The sequence below is a fragment of the Undibacterium sp. 14-3-2 genome, assembly GCF_016595265.1.
Lineage (GTDB): Bacteria > Pseudomonadota > Gammaproteobacteria > Burkholderiales > Burkholderiaceae_D > Undibacterium > Undibacterium aquatile.
In genome coordinates this window covers 238,345-259,529 of the sequence record NZ_JAENGS010000002.1, presented here as the reverse complement: position 1 = coordinate 259,529, position 21,185 = coordinate 238,345, and the positions used below count along the sequence as shown (strand labels likewise).

Genomic DNA, 21,185 nt, shown 5'->3' with positions numbered 1-21,185 from the left:
CAATGACTACCATCCACGAATCCACAGACGACATCCCAGAATCCGCATCGGCATCAGCGGCGGACACAACGCAAGGCCATGCTGCGTCAAAAGATCTGATCAGCCGCGAAGTTAAGCGTCGTCGCACTTTCGGCATTATTTCCCATCCGGATGCGGGTAAAACGACGCTGACAGAAAAACTGTTGATGTTTTCCGGAGCGATTCAGTTGGCCGGTACCGTCAAGGCGCGTAAGAGCGGTCGTCATGCGACTTCGGACTGGATGGAAATCGAAAAGCAACGTGGTATTTCGGTTGCTTCCTCGGTGATGCAGTTTGAATACCGCGATCACGTCGTGAATCTGCTCGATACGCCGGGTCACCAGGATTTTTCTGAAGATACCTATCGCGTGTTGACGGCGGTGGACTCTGCGCTGATGGTGATTGATGCGGCGAAAGGTGTAGAAGAACAAACGATCAAACTGTTGAACGTTTGCCGTATGCGTAATACGCCTATCATCAGTTTCGTCAACAAGATGGATCGTGAAACCCGCGATCCGCTGGAATTGTTGGATGAGCTGGAATCCGTTTTAAAGATTCAGTGTTCACCAGTCACCTGGCCTATCGGCATGGGAAAGACCTTCCGCGGTGTGTACCATATTCTGCGTGATGAAATTCTGTTGTTCACACCGGGTAGCGAGCGTGCCGATCAGGAATTTGAAGTTATCAAAGGCATCGATAATCCACGTCTGGCGGAGATGTTCCCGCTGGAAATCGAACAACTGAAGATGGAAGTGGAACTGGTGCATGGTGCATCGCATCCGTTCAGCTTGGAAGATTTCCTGGCCGGTGTGCAGACGCCGGTGTTCTTTGGTTCCGCGATTAATAACTTCGGTGTGCGTGAAATTTTGAATGCCTTGCTGGACTGGGCGCCGCCACCACGCGAACGCGATGCGACCGTGCGTTCTGTCGAGCCGACCGAGCAGGCGTTTTCCGGTTTTGTATTCAAGATTCAGGCAAATATGGATCCGGCACATCGTGACCGTATTGCGTTTTTGCGTGTGTGTTCAGGGCGGTTCGAGCGCGGTATGAAGCTCAAGCATTTACGTCTGAACCGCGAGATTAAAGTTTCGTCGGTCGTAACCTTCATGGCTTCTTCGCGTGAACAAGTGGAAGAGGCGTATGCGGGCGATATCATCGGCTTACCGAATCACGGCAACATGCAGATCGGTGACAGTTTTTCTGAAGGCGAACTGTTGCAATTTACCGGTATTCCATATTTCGCACCGGATTTTTTCCGCACTGCACGTATTCTGAATCCGCTGAAAATCAAGCAACTACAAAAAGGTTTGCAGCAACTTGGTGAAGAAGGCGCGGTACAGGTATTCAAGCCGGTCGTCAGCAGTGATCTTGTGCTGGGCGCGGTCGGTGTCTTGCAGTTTGAGGTTGTTGCCAGCCGCCTTAAAAATGAATACGGCGTGGATGCTGTATTTGAAGGCACCAGCATCAGCAGCGCGCGCTGGATTACTTGTGACGACAAAAAAATGCTGGCTGATTTTGAACGCTCATCTGCCGGTGCGAACATCGCGTTTGATGCGGCAGGTAACATGGCGTATCTGGCGACTTCTGGTGTGAATCTGAAACTCACACAAGAACGCTGGCCTGGTGTCACGTTCCACGCGACCCGCGAACATGCGGCGAAGCTGGGTTAAAGCGACGGCTTGCTATTTGGTGAGCAGATAAAAATTCGATACAAAGTAAACACAGATCAATAGCAAAGACTCAATTCTGATGCGGCTCGCAAAGGTTTTTTCCTTTGCGAGCCGCTTTGTTATTGAGACTGATAACGAGAGTTGAAATCGCGTTTTTATTTGCTACTATTCCACCTGCATATCGCAAACGGTATGCCTGCGGCAGAGTATGCTGCGGACGACCCTTCTGAAATATCGAATTGACTTCCGTTTTTTGATTCATCGTCAGGGAGATTCATCATGGCATTATTCTTTATTGAAGCAGTCAGGTTTGATGACAGTGGCAAGCGTATTGAAAAAGTGCGCTGGGGACGAAGTAAAGGCGGGCAGGTGATGCCACCGGCGATCGTGGATGATCCACAGGAGGTTGATGTCGGTGTGGTCTGGGATACCATTGCCAATGGCGATGAGGTGGTGACGAAATTCCATGGCGATCATGGCATCGTGTTGGGCGAGAAAGTGACCGGTGTGCTGTACGAAGATGGTATGCGCGGGCTATGCGGTGATGCAAATGGCAGTGATGGCATCCGCTTGCAGGATTTGCCGTCTTTTTAAGCACAACAATTCATACTCTTCTGCTTTGAAAAGTAAAATTGTTTGGATCACCTAATTCGTCTAATGTTTTTCTGCTCTTTGCTCTGCAAAAGATGCGGTACCAGATGTCATCTGATGCAGAGCAAAGGCAGTTGTTTACTAATGGTTCGGTTATTGTTTGTATGTGTTTTTCACCTGTATCGTTCAGACTTAGCTGCGACGTCGTAGCCACAACCATATTCCGCTGAGCATAAACAGCAGCGGCATTATCCCGGTAAGACTGATAAAAATTCTGCCCGCAATTCCAAATGCTTCTCCTGTATGTAAGGGGAAAAACCAGTTCAATACTAAGTTCCCGCCTTGTAGTCGCTCCGGATCTGTGATTTGTAATATGCTGGCATCGCGCATGTCGATAGCGATGCGGGTAGACCCCGCCCCTTTTCTGACTTCGTTGGGTTGACGCATCCGCACTTCCAGCACGTTTGCGGATTTTGCCGGAAAAGTCAGACGGGTCATTTTCGCTTCGGGGAATTGTTGTTGTGCGACCGATAAAATTTGGTGAAGGGGGAGTGCTCGATTTTCTGCAGATGTCTGCTCAGATTTTTTGACTTGCGTCGAGATGGGCATGATCTGCGCGATCAGCGGCGTTATCCATTGGGGAAAGTTGAAGTAGATTCCCGTTATTGCAAGAGTAAGAAACACAGGTGCAAAGTAAAACCCTGCCGCCCGGTGCAGCCTGAAATTCAGTGCGCGCCAACTGACGAATTTACCTGTGGTTAATGCTTGTCGTAGCGCTTGCCAGCGTGCTTTGGGCCACCAGAGCAGAATGCCCGATAAACTCAGCATAACGATGATGATGGCTGCGATCGATAAAATGAATTTCCCGGTTTCCCCTGCCAGCAAATAATGATGCAAATGAAAAATTGTTGGCATGATTTGCTCACGGCTGAAGCCGCTCTTACCCCAATATCGTTCACCCAGAATGGCGCCGGTATCAGGATTCAGCATGAGTTGACGAGATACTCCTTTTTCTTTGTCAGCGCTTAATTTATACCAGACGACCATCGCATGCTGGTTATCTTCCGGCAATTCGATACGGCTCGGTGCGGATGTTTGTGTTTCCGAAAGTTTTGCCAGCAAACGTTGCAGGTCGTCAGGACGTTGTGCGAGCGGTGCTTTCTGAGTGTTTGCCGATACTGTCAGTAAGCCGGGGTTGAGCCACTGATCAATTTCATGCCGCCAGCTGAGTACGCTGCCGGTTAGTCCCAACAGCACAAAGAAGAGGCCGGCCGTCAGTGCAAAGCATAAGTGCAGACGCCGGAAAATTTTTTTATACGACATGGCTATGTAAATAAAAAAGCACCGCAAGGTTGCGGTGCGTTTGATTGGGGAAAATTATTTCAACGTGTCTGCTTGTTAAAAACGGTATCGTGTCGTCATATACAGACCCCGGCTTTCACCCGGCATATTGTAGTCATTCGCGCCGCTGTGAGCGGCGACAAAATAACGACGATTGAACAGATTACGCAGGCTGACATTGAATTCCAGTTTTCCGGCCTGATAACCGGTTGCCAGGTTAATAACGGTGTAGCCAGGTAAGGTAACGAGATTATCTAGCGACGCATAACGTGCCGATTCTGCACGTCCGCCACCGGCAACATACCATGCCGGATTGATTGTATATTTCAGCCACAGGTTGGCGCTATGTTTCGGCGTAAGTGCTGACGTGTTGCCTTTGAATGGTGTGCCGGCACTGGTGAGTTCTGTGGATTCGAGAATCTCACCGCGCATGTAGGCGTAACCGGCGAGGACGTCCCAGCCTTTGGCGATCTCGCCTGTGTACTGCAGTTCTACACCTTTCGTGCCTTGTTTGCCGACAGGCAGAGAAGCATTTTTATTCAGTGGATCCTGTACCTGTACGTTATTCTGGCGCATGTCGAATACAGCAAGTGTCAGACTTGCTTTGGCATCGATGTCAAGCTTTAAGCCTATCTCGTTATTCGTCGTTTTCGTTGGCTCTAGCTTGTCGGTGTTGGTACGTATCGTAAAGGTGTCGGCCAGTGGCTGGAATGAGGTGCTATTGCTGGCGTAAAAACTTAACGCGTCGCTGGCGTGATAGACAAAGCCAAGTCGGGGCGCGAAATTATTATCCTGGCGAGATTGATCCAGATTCTTTGAAGTGCGGTCATCGCGATTCTGGCGCAAACTGTCGTAGCGCAGGCCTGCCAGAATTTTCCATTGTGGCGTCAGGCTGATCAAATCCTGCACATACGCCGCAGCAAACTCATAGTGGTTCAATGTATTGGTTCCCGGAACAAGCGTTGTCGGCATCGCCGCTAAATTGACTCTGACCGGCTGGAATAAATTGTAGGTCGCGACGTTATTCCGGCTCCAGAGAATTTCTTCTTTGTCTTGTGTACCTAATTCCACGCCGTACATCAACTGATGGCGCGTGTCACCCCATTGCGCTTTTTGAGATAACTCGGTTTGCCAGTAAGTGCCGTTCTCATTACGTAATCGCTTGGATTGGCCTATCGATACCGTCGGTGTTGCGCCGTCTTTGATGTCACCGATACCGGTGTAATTTCTGTCAAGTTTGAAATCATAAGAGCGGATCGCGCTGTGTAGCGAGAGGCTCTCATTAATTGTATGGTCGAGGGTAATTGTGCCGCTGACGACATCTGACTGCACATAACCAACATCACTCGCATTTGCTGCGCCATAAAAGGTGTTGACAGGGACATCCACGGGACGGCCACGATAGGCTGGTAAGCCCTGATCTGCGATGCGCTTGTCTTTCAGATAGTCGGCTTGAGCCGTGATGCGTGTTGCAGGACTCAGCTGCCAGGTTATAGACGGTGCAACAGCCTGACGCTTGAGTGAAAACTGATCGCGGAAATTACTGCTGTCTTCCAGCGCACCATTAATACGGAAATTCAGTTGTTCACTGGCGCCGCCCACATCGAAGCTAGTGCGCTTCTGACCTTGTGAACTCAGGCTCAGTGCAACCTCGGATTCCGGATGCGCTTGCGGCTTTTTGGTGATGCGATTGATCAGCCCGCCGGCAGAGCCGCGGCCATACAACACCGATGCCGGGCCTTTCAAAACTTCAATGCGTTCAATATTCGATAAATCGCGGAAGTACATCGCGTCATCGCGGATACCGTCGATGTACTGATCGTAAATGGCGGTAAAGCCGCGAATGGCGACCTGATCACGCTGACCATCACCTACGCTGAAGCTGAGCCCGACCACATTTTGCAAGGCGTCCTGAACCGAGCTGGCATTTTGTTCGCGCATGACGATGTCCGGCACGACGTTAACAATTTGTGGAATATTGCGCAGTGCAATTTTTTGTCTGGTTGCGCTGCTTGCTTCAGTAACATCGTATTGCTCTGTTTTTTCGGCTTTAACTTTTACCTGAATTTCCGGCAGCTGATTGTCTGCTTGCACATAGCTTGAAAATAGCCCACCAGCCAGAATGCCGGCAATCGTTTTTAATTGAAAGTTCTTCATATCGGAATTGAGAGAGATCGTCGTTACACAGTTGCTTCTTCTTACATTGCGTTGGCGAATAAACGCGACGTAGCCAGGAATCGACCTGATGGGGTATTCAGCAAGAGCAAGTGGTGGGTATATTAACGCAAATGAGAATGATTCGCAATAATGATTATGTGCGCGTTGTTTTCTTGATTCAGCCTTGGAATTGTTTGTGGCAGGAAATTTTTACGTGGGATGGGAGTGGCTTTTATAGCGTTTGTCAGCGAGCGCATCTCATTTTTTTATACACTTTTTTGCGCACTTCTTCTCTGACTTTTTATCTCATTTTTTTGTATTCAAGCTACTGAACATTCTTGGATATATGTCTGGCGTGAGGGTGGTTTTAGTTAATGACTTCATCATTGCTTCAGCTGTTCTTTGATATTCGGTGCCAGGGATAAGATGATCAGCGCGACGGCCAGTGGCACGGTAGAGATAAAACCGACATGTTTAAAACCGGTTGCGCCGAGAATGCCGCCGATAAAAAATGCGATGACCAAACGCAAGTGCAGGCGCAGTTTTTGCAGATTCGCATTGATTTCCTGCTCGGGATGCAGCTCGTCTTTATTTTTATTCCAGTAAATCAGTTTCCCCATTTCTATACCGATGTCGGTTACCAGACCAGTCACATGCGTGGTGCGGATTTCGGCCCGTGAAATTTTGGTAATCAAGGCGTTTTGCAAGCCCATCAGATAACACAGCAGCACTGTTGTGAACGAAACCGTCACGACCGCGTGCTCCTGTAATTCTGTGCCGACCAGACCGAACACCAGCAACAAGACCGATTCCAGCAGCAGCACCGGTGTGTACATGTAACGCATGTGATTGCGTTTTGCATAGTTCACCATCAGCGAGGTGCAGGCGGCGCCCCAGCCAAATGCAATCAGCATAAAGATCGCGGCAAATGCAGGGATAAATTTACCGAGAACCAGATCGTCGGCCGCGCTGGAAATCATGCCTGTCATGTGCGACGTGTACTGACCGACCGCAAGAAAGCCACCAGCATTCACCGCACCGGCAATACAGGCGAGGGTAATGCCCAGATGCATATTCGAGCGCGGCGTTCTTTTGGGAGATGTCAGTTTGGCGAGGTAATTAATCGGAATGGAGATGGGCATCGCAGACGGCCTTAAGTGATGAAAACCTGGTCCTTAGTGTAACCGACACAGGGGCGTGCTGTGAATGTTCTGGCACGGTGTGTGCATTGCTAATAGAAAAAGATGATGCTTAGCTTGTGCTTAATTGCAATACCACTTAAATACCTATTGACGACCACTATGAAAATAATTACATTCGTACCTGGTTTTTCAGTGGAGCAATCTCAGCCCGGAATTTCTGCATATGCGCAAGACGGATCGGCTGAAGAAACCCGTTTCTCAGCGTGCCGCAAAAAAAGGATGAACAAACTCTTGATGACAAAAGCGCAGACAAAACCGTGCTGTGAGACAGCGCCGGCAATCGCTTACCTGATCGGCGTCGATGGTGGCGGTACTGGTACGCGGGTCGTGCTGGCAGACCCAGATGGAATGCCACTGGCACGCGGCATTGCAGGGCCTTCAGCGCTTGCGCATGGCCGTCAACAGGCATGGGATGCGATTCTGCTGGCCATCGCCGACGCATTTGCGCAGGCAAATCTGGCGCTTCCGGCCTTGTCTGTGATCGCTATCGCGTGCGGCCTTTCCGGCGTGAATAATACGCAATGGGCCGCCGAACTGAAGGCGCTCAATCCGGGATTTGCGCTGCTGCTGACAGAAACCGATGCCGGTACAACCTTGATTGGTGCGCATCAGGGTGCGCCGGGCGCAGTGATTGCGCTTGGTACCGGCAGTGTCGGTGAGGTTTTGCAAAGCGATGGACAACGGCGTGAAGTTGGCGGCTGGGGTTTTCCTGTCAGCGATGAAGCCAGCGGGGCGTGGCTGGGAATGCGGGCAGTTAATTATCTGCAGCGCGTGCTGGACGGTCGCGCCACCAGCAGCCGTTTTGCCGATGCCATCTATGCCCACTGCGGGGGCGACAAAGATGCGGTGTTCAGATGGCTGGCACAAGCGAACCAGACCCGTTATGCGGAAGTGGCACCGCTGGTCTTTCAACACGCGGCAGAATCAGCGTTTGCGCGCGATATGTTGCTTGATGCCGGGCGCGAAGTAGAGGCGATTGCAGATGCGCTTGATCCAGCACATGCATTGCCGCTGGCGCTGTGCGGTGGACTGGCCGCTGCGCTGATGCCGTTTCTGCCAGATACCTTGCGACAAAGAGTGCGCGCGCCTCTGGGCGATTCCGCCAGCGGTGCGCTGATTTTGCTGCAACAACATTTACGTTCAACCTGAATCCATACTGAAAAGATCGAGGCGACATGCTGTCTTCCCTGCGCGATTTCAAACCTGATAGCGACAATGCCACGCCCTTGTATCTGCAACTGGCGAACAAGCTGGCACAAGGCATACAAAGCGGACGCTGGCAGCCGGATGAAGCCTTGCCGTCCGAACGCCTGCTGGCAGAGACGCTGGAAATTTCGCGTGTCACCGCACGCAAGGCGCTGGCGATGTTATGCGAGCGCGGCTTGCTGAGCCGCCGCCATGGTTCCGGCACCTACATCACCCCGAAACTGGAACAGCCTTTATCCCGCCTCACCAGCTTCAGCGAAGAATTACGCCAGCGTGGTTTTGTGCCCGGCTCGCGCTGGATACAACGTGACAGCGGCATCGCTTCACCGGAAGAAATTTTATCGCTGGGTTTATCGCCGAATACCGCGGTCTCGCGTCTGAAACGCTTACGCACCGCAGACAATGTGGTTATGGCGATAGAAACCACCACCATCCCGGCGGCGTATATGCCGCAGCCGCAACTGGTGACGGACAGTTTATACGGCTATCTCGATGCCCATCATTGCGCACCGACACGCGCCTTGCAGCATATCCGCGCCATCAATGCGACAGCGGAACAGGCACACCTCGCGGATATCAAGCCCGGCGCTGCGATGCTGTTCATTACCCGTATCGGTTATCTGCCAGATGGAAGCGCAATCGAGCTGACGCATTCGTATTGCCGCAGTGACTATTACGATTTTGTCGCGGAGTTATTCAGATGAGCGATCAGCAATTACACGGACAGATACTCACGCCGGATGGCTGGGTACACGGCACGATCAATTTCAGCGAAAAAATTCAGCGTATCCAGAGCGCGCCGCTGCCGCGCGATACCGTCCATTACATCCTGCCCGGATTTATTGATCTGCACGTGCATGGTGCAGGCGGCAAAGACACCATGGAAGCGGGGAATGCAGTCGAAACCATCGCCCGCCTGCATGCGCAACACGGCACCACCAGTTTGCTTGCGACCACCATGACTGCACCGCTGAGCGATATTGAAGCAGCGCTGAGTGCAATACAACCGCTGATACAGCAGCGCCCCGCAGGCACCGCGCGTGTGCTGGGCGTGCATCTGGAAGGGCCGTATATCAATCCGGGAAAACTCGGTGCCCAGCCCGCCTTTGCGGGCATAGGCTCGGTCGCGCAGGTGCAGGCACTTGATGCGATTGCGGCCATTAAATTGATTACCTTAGCGCCTGAAATGGACGGTCATCTGGCGTTGGTGCGCGATTTAACGGCGCTGGGCATACGGGTGCAGCTCGGTCACAGCACCGGCAGTTATGAAGAAGGTGTCGCCGCGCTGGAGAATGGCGCCAGCGGCTTCACTCATTTGTACAACGCCATGTCACGGCTCGATCACCGCGCGCCCGGCATGGTCGGCGCAGCGCTCGCGCATGCGCAGTATTCAGAAATTATTCCCGACCTGCTGCATGTGCATCCGGGCGCGATTAAAGCTGCGTTAAGAGCGATACCGTATTTGTATTGCGTGACTGATTCAACCGCCGCCACTGGCATGCCTGATGGCGAATACATGCTGGGGCGGCAACGTGTGCATAAATGTCTGGGCGGCGTGCGTCTGGCCGATGGTTCGCTGGCAGGTAGTGCGCTGACAATGGATCAGGCGCTGCGCAATCTGGTCAGCATAGGCCTGACGCTGGATGATGCTGCACGCCGGGTTTCCACCTATGCCGCTGATTATCTCGGGCTGCCTGAACGTGGTCGCTTAGCGCTGGGCGCATTTGCCGACATCGTCGTGCTCGATCAACAGTTGCAATTGCTGGCCGTTTATACCGAAGGAGAAAAGATTGAATTCGCAAATGCTTAAAGAAGCCTGTGCTTCCGCAGAACAGGTCGCCATACAACTGACGCATGATGGGGATCGTTATGCTAGGCTGGGGGCGCATTTGCGGGCGCAGCCACCGTCGTCGGTGCTGACGATTGCGCGCGGCAGTTCTGATCATGCGAGCAATTACGCGGCGTATCTGATCATGGCGCGCCTGGGCCGTATCGTCGCTTCGTTGCCGCTGTCACTGGTGACCCTGAATCATGCACCGTTGCTGGTTAAAGACGCGCTGGCGATTGCGATTTCGCAATCGGGACAAAGCCCGGACGTGGTTGAACCCATGCGCTATTTCCGTGATGCCGGTGCGACCACGGTGGCGCTGGTGAATGATGTCAGCTCGCCGTTAGCGGCGGCAGCAGAATGGACGATGCCTTTGCATGCTGGGCCGGAGCGCAGCGTTGCCGCCACCAAAAGTTTCATCACCTCGCTGGTGGCGGCTGCCCGTCTGGTCGCGCACTGGCAAAACGATGCGGTATTGCTGAACGCGATAGAACAATTACCCGCCGCGCTTGATGCTGCCAGCAAAACAGACTGGTCGGCGGCACTGGATGTACTGGTACCGGCGCAGCGCATGATGGTGGTCGGCCGTGGCATTAGTTTTTCGGTGGCGCTGGAAGCGGCGTTGAAATTCAAGGAAACCTCGGCCATACAGGCAGAAGCCTTCAGCGGCGCAGAAATCAAACATGGCCCGATGGCCTTGATCGAAGAAGGTTATCCGTTGCTGATATTGGCGACCCGCGGCCCGGCACAGGAAAGTCTGATCCGGCTCGCAGAAGACATGCGCGGCCGCGGCGCCGATGTGTTGCTGGCCGCGCCAGATAATGTAGGTGAACGCAATTTGACTCTGCCCGTGGCAGCGACGCCGGATCTTGATCCCATCGTTGCGATTCAGGCGTTTTATGTGATGGCAGCGCAACTGGCGGTCGCGCGTGGGCTAGACCCCGATCAGCCGCGCCATTTGAGTAAAGTGACCAGAACCAGTTAAATCAGCGAAATGACCGGATTTTTGCCTGATATATACTCCCCCCCAGTATGTTTTAAGCCCCTTATTCTATGCTGACAATAGGGGTGATTTGTATAAAAACAGGGGGAGTATCCATCTTCAGACGCATGTGCCGGGTCGGAACAAGACCGGCAATAGCAGCAACATCAGCAACATCAGTAACACCAGCCACCAGATACCTATGACAAATACCAATCCTGCCCTGCCTGTTGATCAGCAACATCCTCATACCGCGCCGCTGAGCTTGGACGAAGCAATGCGTCTGGCCGGGCAACTGGTGATGGTGCGCATCAGCGTCACCAATATGGATGAGAATCTGGCGCAGTTTATACGCGAGCATCATATCCGCGCGGTTTGCCTGTTCCGCAATAATATGACGGACGAAGCGCAACTCAAAAAGCTGACATCCGATCTGCGCGCGGTGATGGGGCCGGAAGCGCTGATCGCGCTCGATCAGGAAGGCGGCGCAGTCGTGCGGCCAACCTGGGTGCCACAACCGCCGTCCGCCATGGCGCTGGGTGCCAGTGACGATGCCGATCTGTGTTATCAGGTCGGCGCCGCGGTTGCCCGTGGCATTAAGGCGCTGGGCTTCAACTGGAATTTCGCACCGGTGTTGGACTTGAATAATAACGTCGATAATCCTGTCATTGCCGAACGCTCATTCGGCGCCGATCCGCAGCGTGCCAGCACGCTGGCGCTGGCGTGGATGGATGGCAGCCTGTCCGAAGGCGTGGCGTGTTGCGTTAAACATTTTCCCGGGCATGGCGACACCAATGTTGATTCCCACCGGGCGCTGCCGACTGTCAATAAATCGCTGGCCGAATTGCAGGCAATGGAGTTCGCACCATTCCAGATCGCTGTCAGCCGCAATGCACCGGCGATGATGACGGCGCATATTGTTTATCCGGCGCTGGATGCCGACAACCCGGCGACGATGTCGCCGACGATACTGACGGATTTATTACGCGAGCAGTGGCAGTATCGCGGTGTCGTGATTACCGATGGCATGGATATGCAGGCGATTGCCGGTCGCTACGGCGTCGGCAATGCGGCGGTGAAAGCATTGCTGGCCGGTGCTGATATGGTGATGGCGATCGGCAGCCGGGAGGCGCAAACCGAAACGCTGGCAGCACTCATGGAAATCATACTGTCTGGGCAGATTTCTTGCCAGGCAGTACAGCAGAAACTGCAGCGCATAAGTGAACTGACAGCGGCCTATCCGTGTACCGACACGGACTATCAGACCGATGCCGCCGACCGCTTGTTGATGGCGCATGCGTGGCAGCGCGGCTTGACCAGCACCGGTGATCCGCAGCCGCCCGCAAAGGGCAGCCGGGTGCGTCTGGTGATTCGTGCCGATGCGGTCAGTGACGGCGTTTCTGAATCGGGTATCCGTGCCGACAAAGTGGCGACCATGCTGGCCGGTTTATATGATGTCGAGACCGTGACTTTCAGCGACGCAGCGCACTTTGACTGGCACAGTCTGCCGCAGGATGATCGCTTCGTCATCCTCGCTTCTACCGTACGGATACGCTATGGCGAAGCAGCGCGCAAATCATGGAAACCAGATCTACATCTGGTGTTGTGGAATCCATTTCACATGCTCGATATTCAGGCACCGGCGCTGATCACTTACGGTTTCGCCCCACCTGCAATCGAGGCCGTACACGCGTGGCTGGCTGGTGAAGTCAGTGCACAAGGACGCATTCCTATGGATATTACTGGCCAGCGACACTGAACATATACCTAGTTCGGATCGGAGTAAGCTTTGTGGAATATCAATGCAAAAAATTGGTATTCCGCAAATCATTTGGTTTGAATATTCGACCTGAAATTCGCCGGATGCTGACGCTAAACTTACGGATAACACGTGGTTTGTTGCATCAGAAACACCGCATGTGAACGAATGTCATTTTTCCCCTGTGCTGATCGGCAAAAGCGAACTGCTATCGGATAATATGCGGCAATACCTGCAAATAAATGTGCTGTTCGCTTCCTGACGAATTGACCTCTGACTCAGATCAGAGGGGGCTGGCATAGCGGGCAGACAAAGGAGACAAGGTCTTAATGATGTCGATGGAATTCCACACGCCGCTGATGCCGGTATCTAAATGCACGCCAGTCAGTCATGCTGTTTTTTTCGCGTTGTCGTTTTGCTTGCAGGCGGATGCGCCTGACACCCGTGTGGAGCAGGCGAGGTAATGTTGAAGCTGTCTTTGCGCTGGAAGCTGATTCTCGTCAGCGTGCTCGTCGAAGTTGTGATGCTGTCTATCCTTGTCGGAAACAGCTTGCGGTTCAATGAAAGAAATTTATCGCAACTGACAGACATGCGGGCGCGGGAAATGTCGCATTTACTCAGCACTGCAATCGCACCATCGCTGGCGCAAAAAGATTATGGCGCCATCCGAGATATCTTCCGTACACATGAACATGGCGTCGATTATTTTTTGTTGTTCGGTCAGGAACATCAGCTGATATTGCATTCTGGCTGGACTAAATCCTTGCCCGCCACCAGCGATGCATTGCAATTGCCCGTTGCCAGCGACCGGCAGGATGTGCGCGTTCCCATCGTGTCTGGCGGCATCAATCATGGTGAACTGGTATTTGGATTATCAACCCGGTTTGTCCAGGACGCACAAAAAAAATTATTTGAAGAATCTGTTCTGATCTCTTTTTTCGAAGTCATACTCTCGACGATTTTCCTGTTTTTACTGGGGCTATGGCTGACCCGTCATTTACGACAACTGGAAGCCGCTGCCAATGCTATTTCGGCCGGAGAGTTTGATACAAAAGTTCAGTACACGGGGCAGGATGAAATCGGCGTTGTCGGTCATGCGCTGAATGTAATGAGTGATCAACTGGCGAATGAAATTGCTGCACTCCGGCATAGCGAGCAGCAGCAGCGCGAAACGGCAAATCGTCTGCTGGCGGTGTTCGAAGCCGTGCCTGACTATATGACGTTGAGTCAGTTTGATACTGGCCGCATACTCTATGCGAATGCCGGATTTGAAAGACTCACAGGTCATAGCAAGCAAGATGCAATAGGAAAAACATCACTGGAATTGGGTATCTGGTCAGATCCTGAACAGCGAAAAATCTGGACCAGTATGATCGCCGTGCAAGGTACGGTGAGTGATTTTCAGGGGAAAATGCAGACCAAGGACGGCCAATTCAAATCTGGATTGCTGTCTGCTGCTATCGTTGAGGTTGACGGTGCCAGACACATCGTTGCGATCTGTAAGGATATTACCGATCGTCTGGAGGCTGAAACTAAGGTGGAAGCCGCGCGACGCGATCTGCAGTCCGTACTCGATGCTGCCTCAGAAATTTCAATTATCGCGACCAATAAAGAAGGGCTGGTCACGATCTTTAATCGTGGCGCGGAAAAAATGCTGGGCTACCGTGCTTACGAAAGTGTCGGCCAGTTACATGCGGCAGATTTTCATGATGCCGATGAATTGGAACAGCGCGGCCGTGAATTATCACAAAAATTCGGGCGTGAGATTTCCGGTATCGATATTTTTTCAACCATTGCCACTATGTATGGTATGGAGACACGCAACTGGATTTACATTACCAAGTACGGTAAAAAAATTCATGTATCTCTGAGCGTGACGGCGCTGACCAATGCCGATCAGGAAATTACCGGTTACCTTGGTATTGCCCGCGACATCACACCGCAGATTGAAGCGCGCGCAGCCTTGAATCAGTTGAACAGTGAGCTCGAATCACGGGTACAACAACGAACCGCAGAGCTGGAATTGGCGAATCATGAACTCGCTTCGACGATGGGACATTTGCAAATGGCGCAAACCGAGTTATTGCGCTCGGAAAAATTGCGCGCGCTTGGCGATGTCGTCGCTGTTGTCGCGCACGAACTCAATACACCTATCGGTAATTGCCTGACGGTTGCCAGCACGCTGATGGAAAAGTCCCGCGAGATTACCAGCGCTTTTGATGACGGCAGCTTAAAGCGTTCTTTACTCGCAGCATACTTGCAGGATACTGAGCAAGGCATGGGGATACTGTTACGCGGACTTAACCGTTCGAGCGAATTGGTGATTAATTTCAAGCAAGTGGCTGCGGATCAGGTATCTGATCAACGTCGTCCTTTTGATTTACGGGCAGTGGTTCACGATGTCACCAGTTTATTGCAACCGATGCTGCGTAAGACACCGTTTGTACTCCATGTCGACATTCCGGAAAAACTGAAGATGGACAGTTTTCCCGGTGCGCTCGAACAGATTGTCACGAATCTGATTAATAACGCAGTCACACACGCTTTCGAGGGACGATCATCTGGCACGATAACTATCCATGCCGAACTGATCGGGTCGGATAGGGTGAAAATTATTTTTGCTGACGATGGTATAGGCATAGAAACGGCGCATATGTCGCGTGTTTTTGATCCTTTTTATACGACAAAAATGGGGCGTGGCGGCACGGGCCTTGGCTTAAATATCGTTCACAATATCGTCATTAAAATGTTGGGTGGAAAGCTTGAAGTCGAGAGCATCGTTGGCACAGGCACACGTTTCATCATTTATCTGCCACTCACCGCACCCCATACGGATACGGTACCGGGTGATACGAACAATGCTTTGTTTACGGCGCGATAATACAAATCGTCGGCGTCATCTGCACATGTAGCAAATGCCGCACATGCAGAAAAGCCAGCATGTTCTGTCGAACCAGTAGTTCACTTTTTTTGACGTAGTCCCTCCATGTGTGTTTCACTGAGCAGCGTTCTGTTTTCAGCGCACGCACAAAGTGACACTGACCAGAAATTAGCTCGCGTTATTCATCTGAAGTCCATCTGAAGGAGAAATAATTTTGCGTACACTGATCCCCTTATGTATCGTCGGTTTGCTTTGTTGTTCTTTGAATGGCGCTCTGGCCGGCACGATATACAAATCGGTGACACCTGACGGGCGAGTTGTATTCAGTGACCAGCAGCCGAGAGAAGGGCGGCTGGAGAAAGTGATGCAATTTAAGGATCAGCCTGCCAGTGATATTCCTGCATCGACTCTATCTGAGATTGAACGCCTGAAAAAAGCAGGAGCAAATCCTGCGACAGATTCTGCTGTCGCGAGTAAAGACTTGATTCTGTATTCGGCCTCCTGGTGTGGATATTGTAAAAAAGCGAAGTCCTATCTGGCAGGAAAAGGTATTTCTTATCGGGAAGTGGATATCGACACCAACTATGGCAAGGTCGCATTTGCAGAGGTTCGTGGTGGTCGGGGCGTGCCGCTCATGTTGTCCGGCACTAAGCGTATGCAGGGCTTTTCGAAGGAAGGCTACGACGCATTCTTCGCAAACCGGGATTAGTCAGACGGCAGTGCAGAAGCTCGTTGTGCTGTTTTTTTCACGACAATGAACATAATGTCGCACCTGAGAAACGTTGTCTGTAAGCCGTTCTGATTTTCCTGTCGGGTCAATGCAAGGCACGTTACTATGCTCTCTCTGTGCCATCGCTCAGCAGGTCAGGTTTGAGCTGATTGCGCAGCATTTTAAGCGGACTCTCATTACTATTTTTATTTTCGACAGATTATTCATGAATATCCATCTTTCTCTTATGCCCGTACTGGCGCTGGTTGCAGGTCTTTGTATTCTGGTTAAACCGAAATTAGTCAGCTTTATTGTCGCCTTGTATCTGATTATTGTCGGCTTGGTCGGCATACTGGGTCTGGGGCGCTTTCATCTGTTCTGAAGAACATCATTCACACGAATACTAAATAAAAAATCCCCGTTTGCCGCGAAGCAAACGGGGATACTGAATAGTCAGTCTTAGTTAAAACTGGCCGAGCTGGTATTACTGTTTGTCAGTGTCTGGGTTTTGAAGTTGACAGTGAAGTGATCACTTGGCTTACCTGATCCCAGGCCTTTGAGAATACTGAATACTTGCTTGAATTGATTTTGGAACGGCACGTTGACAGCATTCTGGTCTGATGGCTTACCACTTAACATGGTGATTGCCGTCGGATTGGCAGGGAATGCATTCATCAAGACCTTGTACTGTTTGACCCGGTCTGTTCCCATATCACGCAAGGCCAGCTCACCGGCGTACACGGTACGGTGGAAGTCGCCATAAAATTCATACGCCGTGATTTTGGCAAAATCATCCAGTTTATAACCGGCGGCGGTTGCCAATGCGGCCGCTTTGGTCGTCGCCACCGCCCAGTCAGCAGTCAACTGGCTGGCGGAGACCGGCGTGCCGCTGACACTGCCTTTCGCCATACAATTTGCAGTCAATGGCAGAACTCCCGGTACATCTTTCAATTGGGCGAAGGTAACCTGAGTCTGCAACTGCGACAGAATCAACATCTGCTTTGCATCAAGCGTCGTCGCTGCTTCTTTCATTTCGCACGGCCAGTAATCATCCATGAAGCGCAGACGTGACAGCTCACCAAAATAGTAGCGCGTAAATTCGCCATAGGATTTGGTGTTGAGAATATCCTTGCTCCAGCGTTTGCCGATATCAGAAGCAAGGTTGCTGTTTTGCAGATAATCGTATTCGGTCTGGTAATACTTGAAGAGCTCGTTGTAGCGCGCCACATTGTTCAGGGACACTGTTTCAATATCCACCGTGTCCTGATCTTTGTATTTGACGACCTTGTACGACGCACCAAATACCGCTAAGGATGGCGACTGCACGTTGACGAAATAATTGCCGGCCGCATCTTTGTAATCATTGGTGCCGTTGAAATGCATATGACCACCCATGTGCAACTGCATACCGGTAGCTGCCAGCGCCGTTGTTGTGGCGGTATCTGGCACCCGTGTGACCTGGAAGGCGCCAGATTTGAAGACGGCTTTCATAGCGTCGGTTTGGTTTGCGTAGAAATCCATGGTTGGATAATGCGAGAACGCAATCAGGCGTTTGCCTTGCGATTTGGCGCGGGCGGTGACGGTTTTGATCCACGCCAGCAAATGCTTTTTATGCGTCAGTACTTTGTTCCAGCCTGCATTACCTGCGCCATCAAAGCCTTTGAATGCTTTGGCGTTGACCGGATCAAACGCGCTGTTAGGAATATGCACATTCGCGTCTATCGACAATAACCAGACACCTTTGACCGGCTCCACCAGATAACTGGAATCAATAATGCTGGTGCATCTGGTAAAGGCTTTACCGAGATTTTTTTCACCTTCTGCCTTATAACTGCCGCCTTCGCCTTCAGCGCAAATTTCAAACTGGCGGTTTTTGACGTCAGCACTGGTGAGCGCCGCATCATAACTGTAGGCTGTGCTGCCATAGTTGGAAAACGGGGTTTCCCAATACACGTCAGCCTTGTTCGGCATATAGCCAAATTCACCGAGTTGCGCGATCAATTTTTCGTAGCCCAGTTCCATTAACTGATTGGTACAGGCAACGCTGGCATCCTGAGATTTACAGCCGGAATAATTGACGGCATACACTTTTTGTTCTTTACCTTCCGCCGTCAGAAAATCGCTTTTGCCAGCTTCGTCATTATCAAACGGCTCGTTAGGATCGTGATTGCCGGGTGCGATGAAGAAGCGCATGCCTTTTGCCTGGTATTCCTTCAGTATCGCTGCGATGCCATCAATGTTGACTGGTTGCGCATCATCGGAATAGTCGCCGGATAAAGCGACAAGTCGTATGCCGCGCGCATACGCATCATCCAGCGCACCACGGAAGGCGAAATAGTTTTCGTTGAAAAGACGGGTCGAAGTCAATTGCGCATACATGGTACGGATAGTCGCAAACTTGCCGTCAGCGGTAGGGATGCCGGAAAACTTGGGATTTTTAAGATCGCCGTAGACATTTTCAAAATGCACATCCGACATTACGGCCACGGCCGGTGTGTCCGCTTCAGCAGGTGCCGGTGCTGCGGCATCCTTGCTGTCACCGCAGGCGATCAGTGCCAACGGCAAACAGAATGAAAGCAAATGCTTTGCAGCTTTGCCTTCATTTAAAAAATGAAGAGCCATGATAATTCCTGTTAAATTTTTTGAGTGACGCATCAGGACGGATCAGATGCCAGAAGAAAAACTGAAAGCGGTCCGTAAGAAAGGAAAAAACAGAGTAATTTCAGTCATCCGATTGTAAAGTTGCTTAATGACAAGCCTGTGACTCATCCGTCAGGCACAGGGTGAATTGCAACAGTCAAAGCGGATGGCTGAGGTCAGATACTCCCGGATGAGTTGATGGTTGTGGCAATCGTTGCGGAAATAATTGTTGAGATCGTTTCCATATTCAGTCTTCCAGATGCAAGCGGTCAGCGATTGATTCCCAGCGAACGTATTTGAAGTTCTGCGGCCCATCCGGCAAACGTTTGTAGCCGTCCTGTACGACCAGCATGCCTTTGGGAAAATGTGATCCGAGGTAGGCAGAACTGACTTCAATGCCATCAGTCTCCGAAGTGCCGTCGATACCAGCGCTCAGATTGGTACCGATACGGAATTTTCCTCGCAGTTGGTATGGCGGTTGCGCATTGAGCACCAGATAGCTGTTATCTCCCTGGCTTGATACCAGTAAATACGACGATTTTTTCCCCTGATACAGCGCCAGACCCTCGACATCAGCAACCAGCTGCTTCCCGACCGGCATCACCAGATCTAATATCGCCGCTTGCTCTGCGTCGGCTGAGGTGACCCAGATGCCATGTTTTTCCTCGCCGATAAAAATACGTGCGCGCTGATCGTCGACGACGCAGCCTTCAGGTTGTGTCGCGAGTTTAAAACTCCGTACTAACTGACTGCTGAAATTTCCGTCGATGTATCTGATCCGGTATTGCTGATAACGTCCATCTTTGTCATTGACGAATGCTTCCAGACCTCCGATTTGTGGACGGTACAGACAAAACCCATATATTTTTTCCAGCGTGGTTGGCAGACGTGCCGCTTCACGTACTTCGCCATCGTTTGCAATTGTGTACAACGCCAGGCTGTTGTCATCGCGTTGTGTTGCCAGCGCGAGATCGAAACGCTGATGTTCATTGGTGTTTTCGAAGTGGATATTCTGGCGTACGTCAACATTGTTCAGGCGTCCGCTTTCCAGCAACTGCAATTGCTTTCCTTGCAGGTCATAGACCAGCAAACCTTGCTTTTTATTCGTGCCAAGAATGCGTGACTGCGTTGGGTCTGAGAGGTGTACCCAAATCGCCGGATCATCAGCCGCATCGCCGTAGCGGGCGACAACCTCAGTTTGTGCATCGGCTGCAATAATGATGCTGTTATCGGTTGTTGACGGGGTTTTTTTCCAGAAAATGGCGTGCATCTGCCAAGCCTTGGTTGCACTGTTTTTTCTCAGTAAAAGAGGCAACTCAGATGATGTTGTCGTTGTAATTTTTTTCGTTGAGGTCGCCCGTGCCAGCTTGCTGAAATTGCTTTGTTGGAGCGGCTGGGATGCTAATTTTTTCCAATGCGTTCCTTGTTGATGGTAGCGATGCAGTTGCTGCGTTTGTTCGTCCACGATTGCGACGCCGCCCGCTAAGGCAACGATTGTCGGCGCACCTTCGGAGATTTGTACTGCGGTACGCTGTGTTTCAACAGGCCAGTGATGCAATAAATTTTCGGCATCTGCGCTGACTGCCCATACACCTGTTTCTGCGGTGCTGACATACAGGGTATGTTGGCTGTCATCGCTGCGGCAATGACGAATATGTGGCGGCAACGCAAGCCTGCGTAGCAGTTGAAAGCTGCTGCCGTAGCGTATCCATTGTTCACTGATTCCTTCTTTACCGATCAAAAATACGTGATCCTGTTGTTGCGCATCACGATACAGGCAGCTACTCTCGAGGGCGAATGGCGGTGATTGCAGTGCCGCTTGGGCGAGCAATTCGCCAGTATGTGTATCTACGATAAAAGGCAGGCTGCGTTGAGTCTCTGCTTCCAGCAACATTGCGTATGCACCTTGTGGATGTGGGCGGGTATCGAGATGCTTTGCCCGCACGGGAAAGCGTGCCCGTTCCGTGCCGTCGGCACTCATCAGGCGCAGGCTGTTTTTGTCCAGCATCAGCCAGCCGCCATCTGGCAATCTCACCAGTTCCTGTGCCCGCTGAAGTGTTACCGGCACATCTTTCGCGTATGCATGGAGTGATGGAGCCGGCGGTGCAGCATTGCTCAACGGTGACAGTGTAAGTAAACTCAAAGCCAGCAGCAGATGAGCTTGTAGAGAAAGAGTACGCATAAATAAAATGAAAAAATAA

Annotated in this window: 15 protein-coding genes; 10 read left to right on the top strand and 5 right to left on the bottom strand. The window is 51.6% G+C overall.

The window, feature by feature from the left end; translation table 11 throughout:
* The first annotated feature begins 2 nt into the window (after positions 1 to 2).
* Both Undi14_RS05695 and Undi14_RS05690 read left to right on the top strand, forming a co-directional pair.
* The gene (locus tag Undi14_RS05695; RefSeq protein ID WP_234030437.1) at positions 3 to 1,688 is read left to right on the top strand and encodes a peptide chain release factor 3; all 1,686 of its coding nucleotides are present in this window, start codon (positions 3 to 5) and stop codon (positions 1,686 to 1,688) included.
* A 279-nt stretch (positions 1,689 to 1,967) separates the two neighbouring features.
* Entirely contained in the window at positions 1,968 to 2,282 is a 315-nt protein-coding gene (locus Undi14_RS05690) for a hypothetical protein (protein ID WP_186896771.1), read from the top strand.
* Positions 2,283 to 2,471: 189 nt separating this feature from the next.
* Here Undi14_RS05690 and Undi14_RS05685 read toward each other — a convergent pair whose 3' ends face one another.
* From Undi14_RS05685 to Undi14_RS05675, 3 genes are all read right to left on the bottom strand, one after another.
* Positions 2,472 to 3,602: a PepSY domain-containing protein gene (locus Undi14_RS05685; protein WP_200178595.1), complete on the bottom strand. Its 1,131-nt coding sequence runs from the start codon at positions 3,600 to 3,602 to the stop codon at positions 2,472 to 2,474.
* A 75-nt stretch (positions 3,603 to 3,677) separates the two neighbouring features.
* Positions 3,678 to 5,777 (bottom strand): TonB-dependent siderophore receptor, encoded by a 2,100-nt coding sequence (locus tag Undi14_RS05680; protein WP_200178593.1) that lies wholly within the window; start codon positions 5,775 to 5,777, stop codon positions 3,678 to 3,680.
* Between the two features lie 383 nt (positions 5,778 to 6,160).
* On the bottom strand, positions 6,161 to 6,907 hold the full coding sequence (locus tag Undi14_RS05675; RefSeq protein ID WP_200179221.1) for a YoaK family protein: 747 nt from the start codon (positions 6,905 to 6,907) through the stop codon (positions 6,161 to 6,163).
* A gap of 291 nt (positions 6,908 to 7,198) precedes the next feature.
* Here Undi14_RS05675 and Undi14_RS05670 point away from each other — a divergent pair, with 291 nt between their 5' ends.
* From Undi14_RS05670 to Undi14_RS05635, 8 genes are all read left to right on the top strand, one after another.
* Complete coding sequence (locus tag Undi14_RS05670) at positions 7,199 to 8,128, top strand: BadF/BadG/BcrA/BcrD ATPase family protein (protein ID WP_234030435.1); 930 nt, start codon at positions 7,199 to 7,201, stop codon at positions 8,126 to 8,128.
* A gap of 26 nt (positions 8,129 to 8,154) precedes the next feature.
* Positions 8,155 to 8,889: a GntR family transcriptional regulator gene (locus Undi14_RS05665; protein WP_186896768.1), complete on the top strand. Its 735-nt coding sequence runs from the start codon at positions 8,155 to 8,157 to the stop codon at positions 8,887 to 8,889.
* Entirely contained in the window at positions 8,886 to 9,995 is a 1,110-nt protein-coding gene (gene nagA / locus Undi14_RS05660) for an N-acetylglucosamine-6-phosphate deacetylase (protein WP_200178591.1), read from the top strand. The genes Undi14_RS05665 and nagA overlap by 4 nt, the downstream gene beginning before the upstream one ends.
* On the top strand, positions 9,988 to 10,998 hold the full coding sequence (locus tag Undi14_RS05655) for an SIS domain-containing protein (RefSeq protein WP_200179211.1): 1,011 nt from the start codon (positions 9,988 to 9,990) through the stop codon (positions 10,996 to 10,998). The genes nagA and Undi14_RS05655 overlap by 8 nt, the downstream gene beginning before the upstream one ends.
* A gap of 199 nt (positions 10,999 to 11,197) precedes the next feature.
* Positions 11,198 to 12,754 carry a beta-N-acetylhexosaminidase gene (nagZ, locus tag Undi14_RS05650; RefSeq protein WP_370589892.1) on the top strand — a complete coding sequence of 519 codons (1,557 nt, stop codon included), beginning with the start codon at positions 11,198 to 11,200 and terminating at the stop codon, positions 12,752 to 12,754.
* Between the two features lie 463 nt (positions 12,755 to 13,217).
* The gene (locus Undi14_RS05645; RefSeq protein ID WP_200178589.1) at positions 13,218 to 15,635 is read left to right on the top strand and encodes a PAS domain S-box protein; all 2,418 of its coding nucleotides are present in this window, start codon (positions 13,218 to 13,220) and stop codon (positions 15,633 to 15,635) included.
* Positions 15,636 to 15,849: 214 nt separating this feature from the next.
* Complete coding sequence (locus tag Undi14_RS05640; protein ID WP_200178586.1) at positions 15,850 to 16,344, top strand: glutaredoxin family protein; 495 nt, start codon at positions 15,850 to 15,852, stop codon at positions 16,342 to 16,344.
* 226 nt (positions 16,345 to 16,570) lie between these two features.
* Positions 16,571 to 16,726, top strand: a complete 156-nt coding sequence (locus tag Undi14_RS05635; protein ID WP_186896764.1) for a DUF3096 domain-containing protein — start codon at positions 16,571 to 16,573, stop codon at positions 16,724 to 16,726.
* Positions 16,727 to 16,803: 77 nt separating this feature from the next.
* On the opposite strand, the gene Undi14_RS05630 is transcribed toward Undi14_RS05635, so the two are convergent.
* Together Undi14_RS05630 and Undi14_RS05625 are read right to left on the bottom strand one after the other, a co-directional pair.
* Positions 16,804 to 18,966 (bottom strand): metallophosphoesterase, encoded by a 2,163-nt coding sequence (locus Undi14_RS05630; RefSeq protein WP_234030434.1) that lies wholly within the window; start codon positions 18,964 to 18,966, stop codon positions 16,804 to 16,806.
* A gap of 265 nt (positions 18,967 to 19,231) precedes the next feature.
* Positions 19,232 to 21,127, bottom strand: coding sequence for a phytase (locus tag Undi14_RS05625; RefSeq protein ID WP_234030433.1), 1,896 nt, complete (start codon positions 21,125 to 21,127; stop codon positions 19,232 to 19,234).
* Positions 21,128 to 21,185 lie beyond the last annotated feature (58 nt).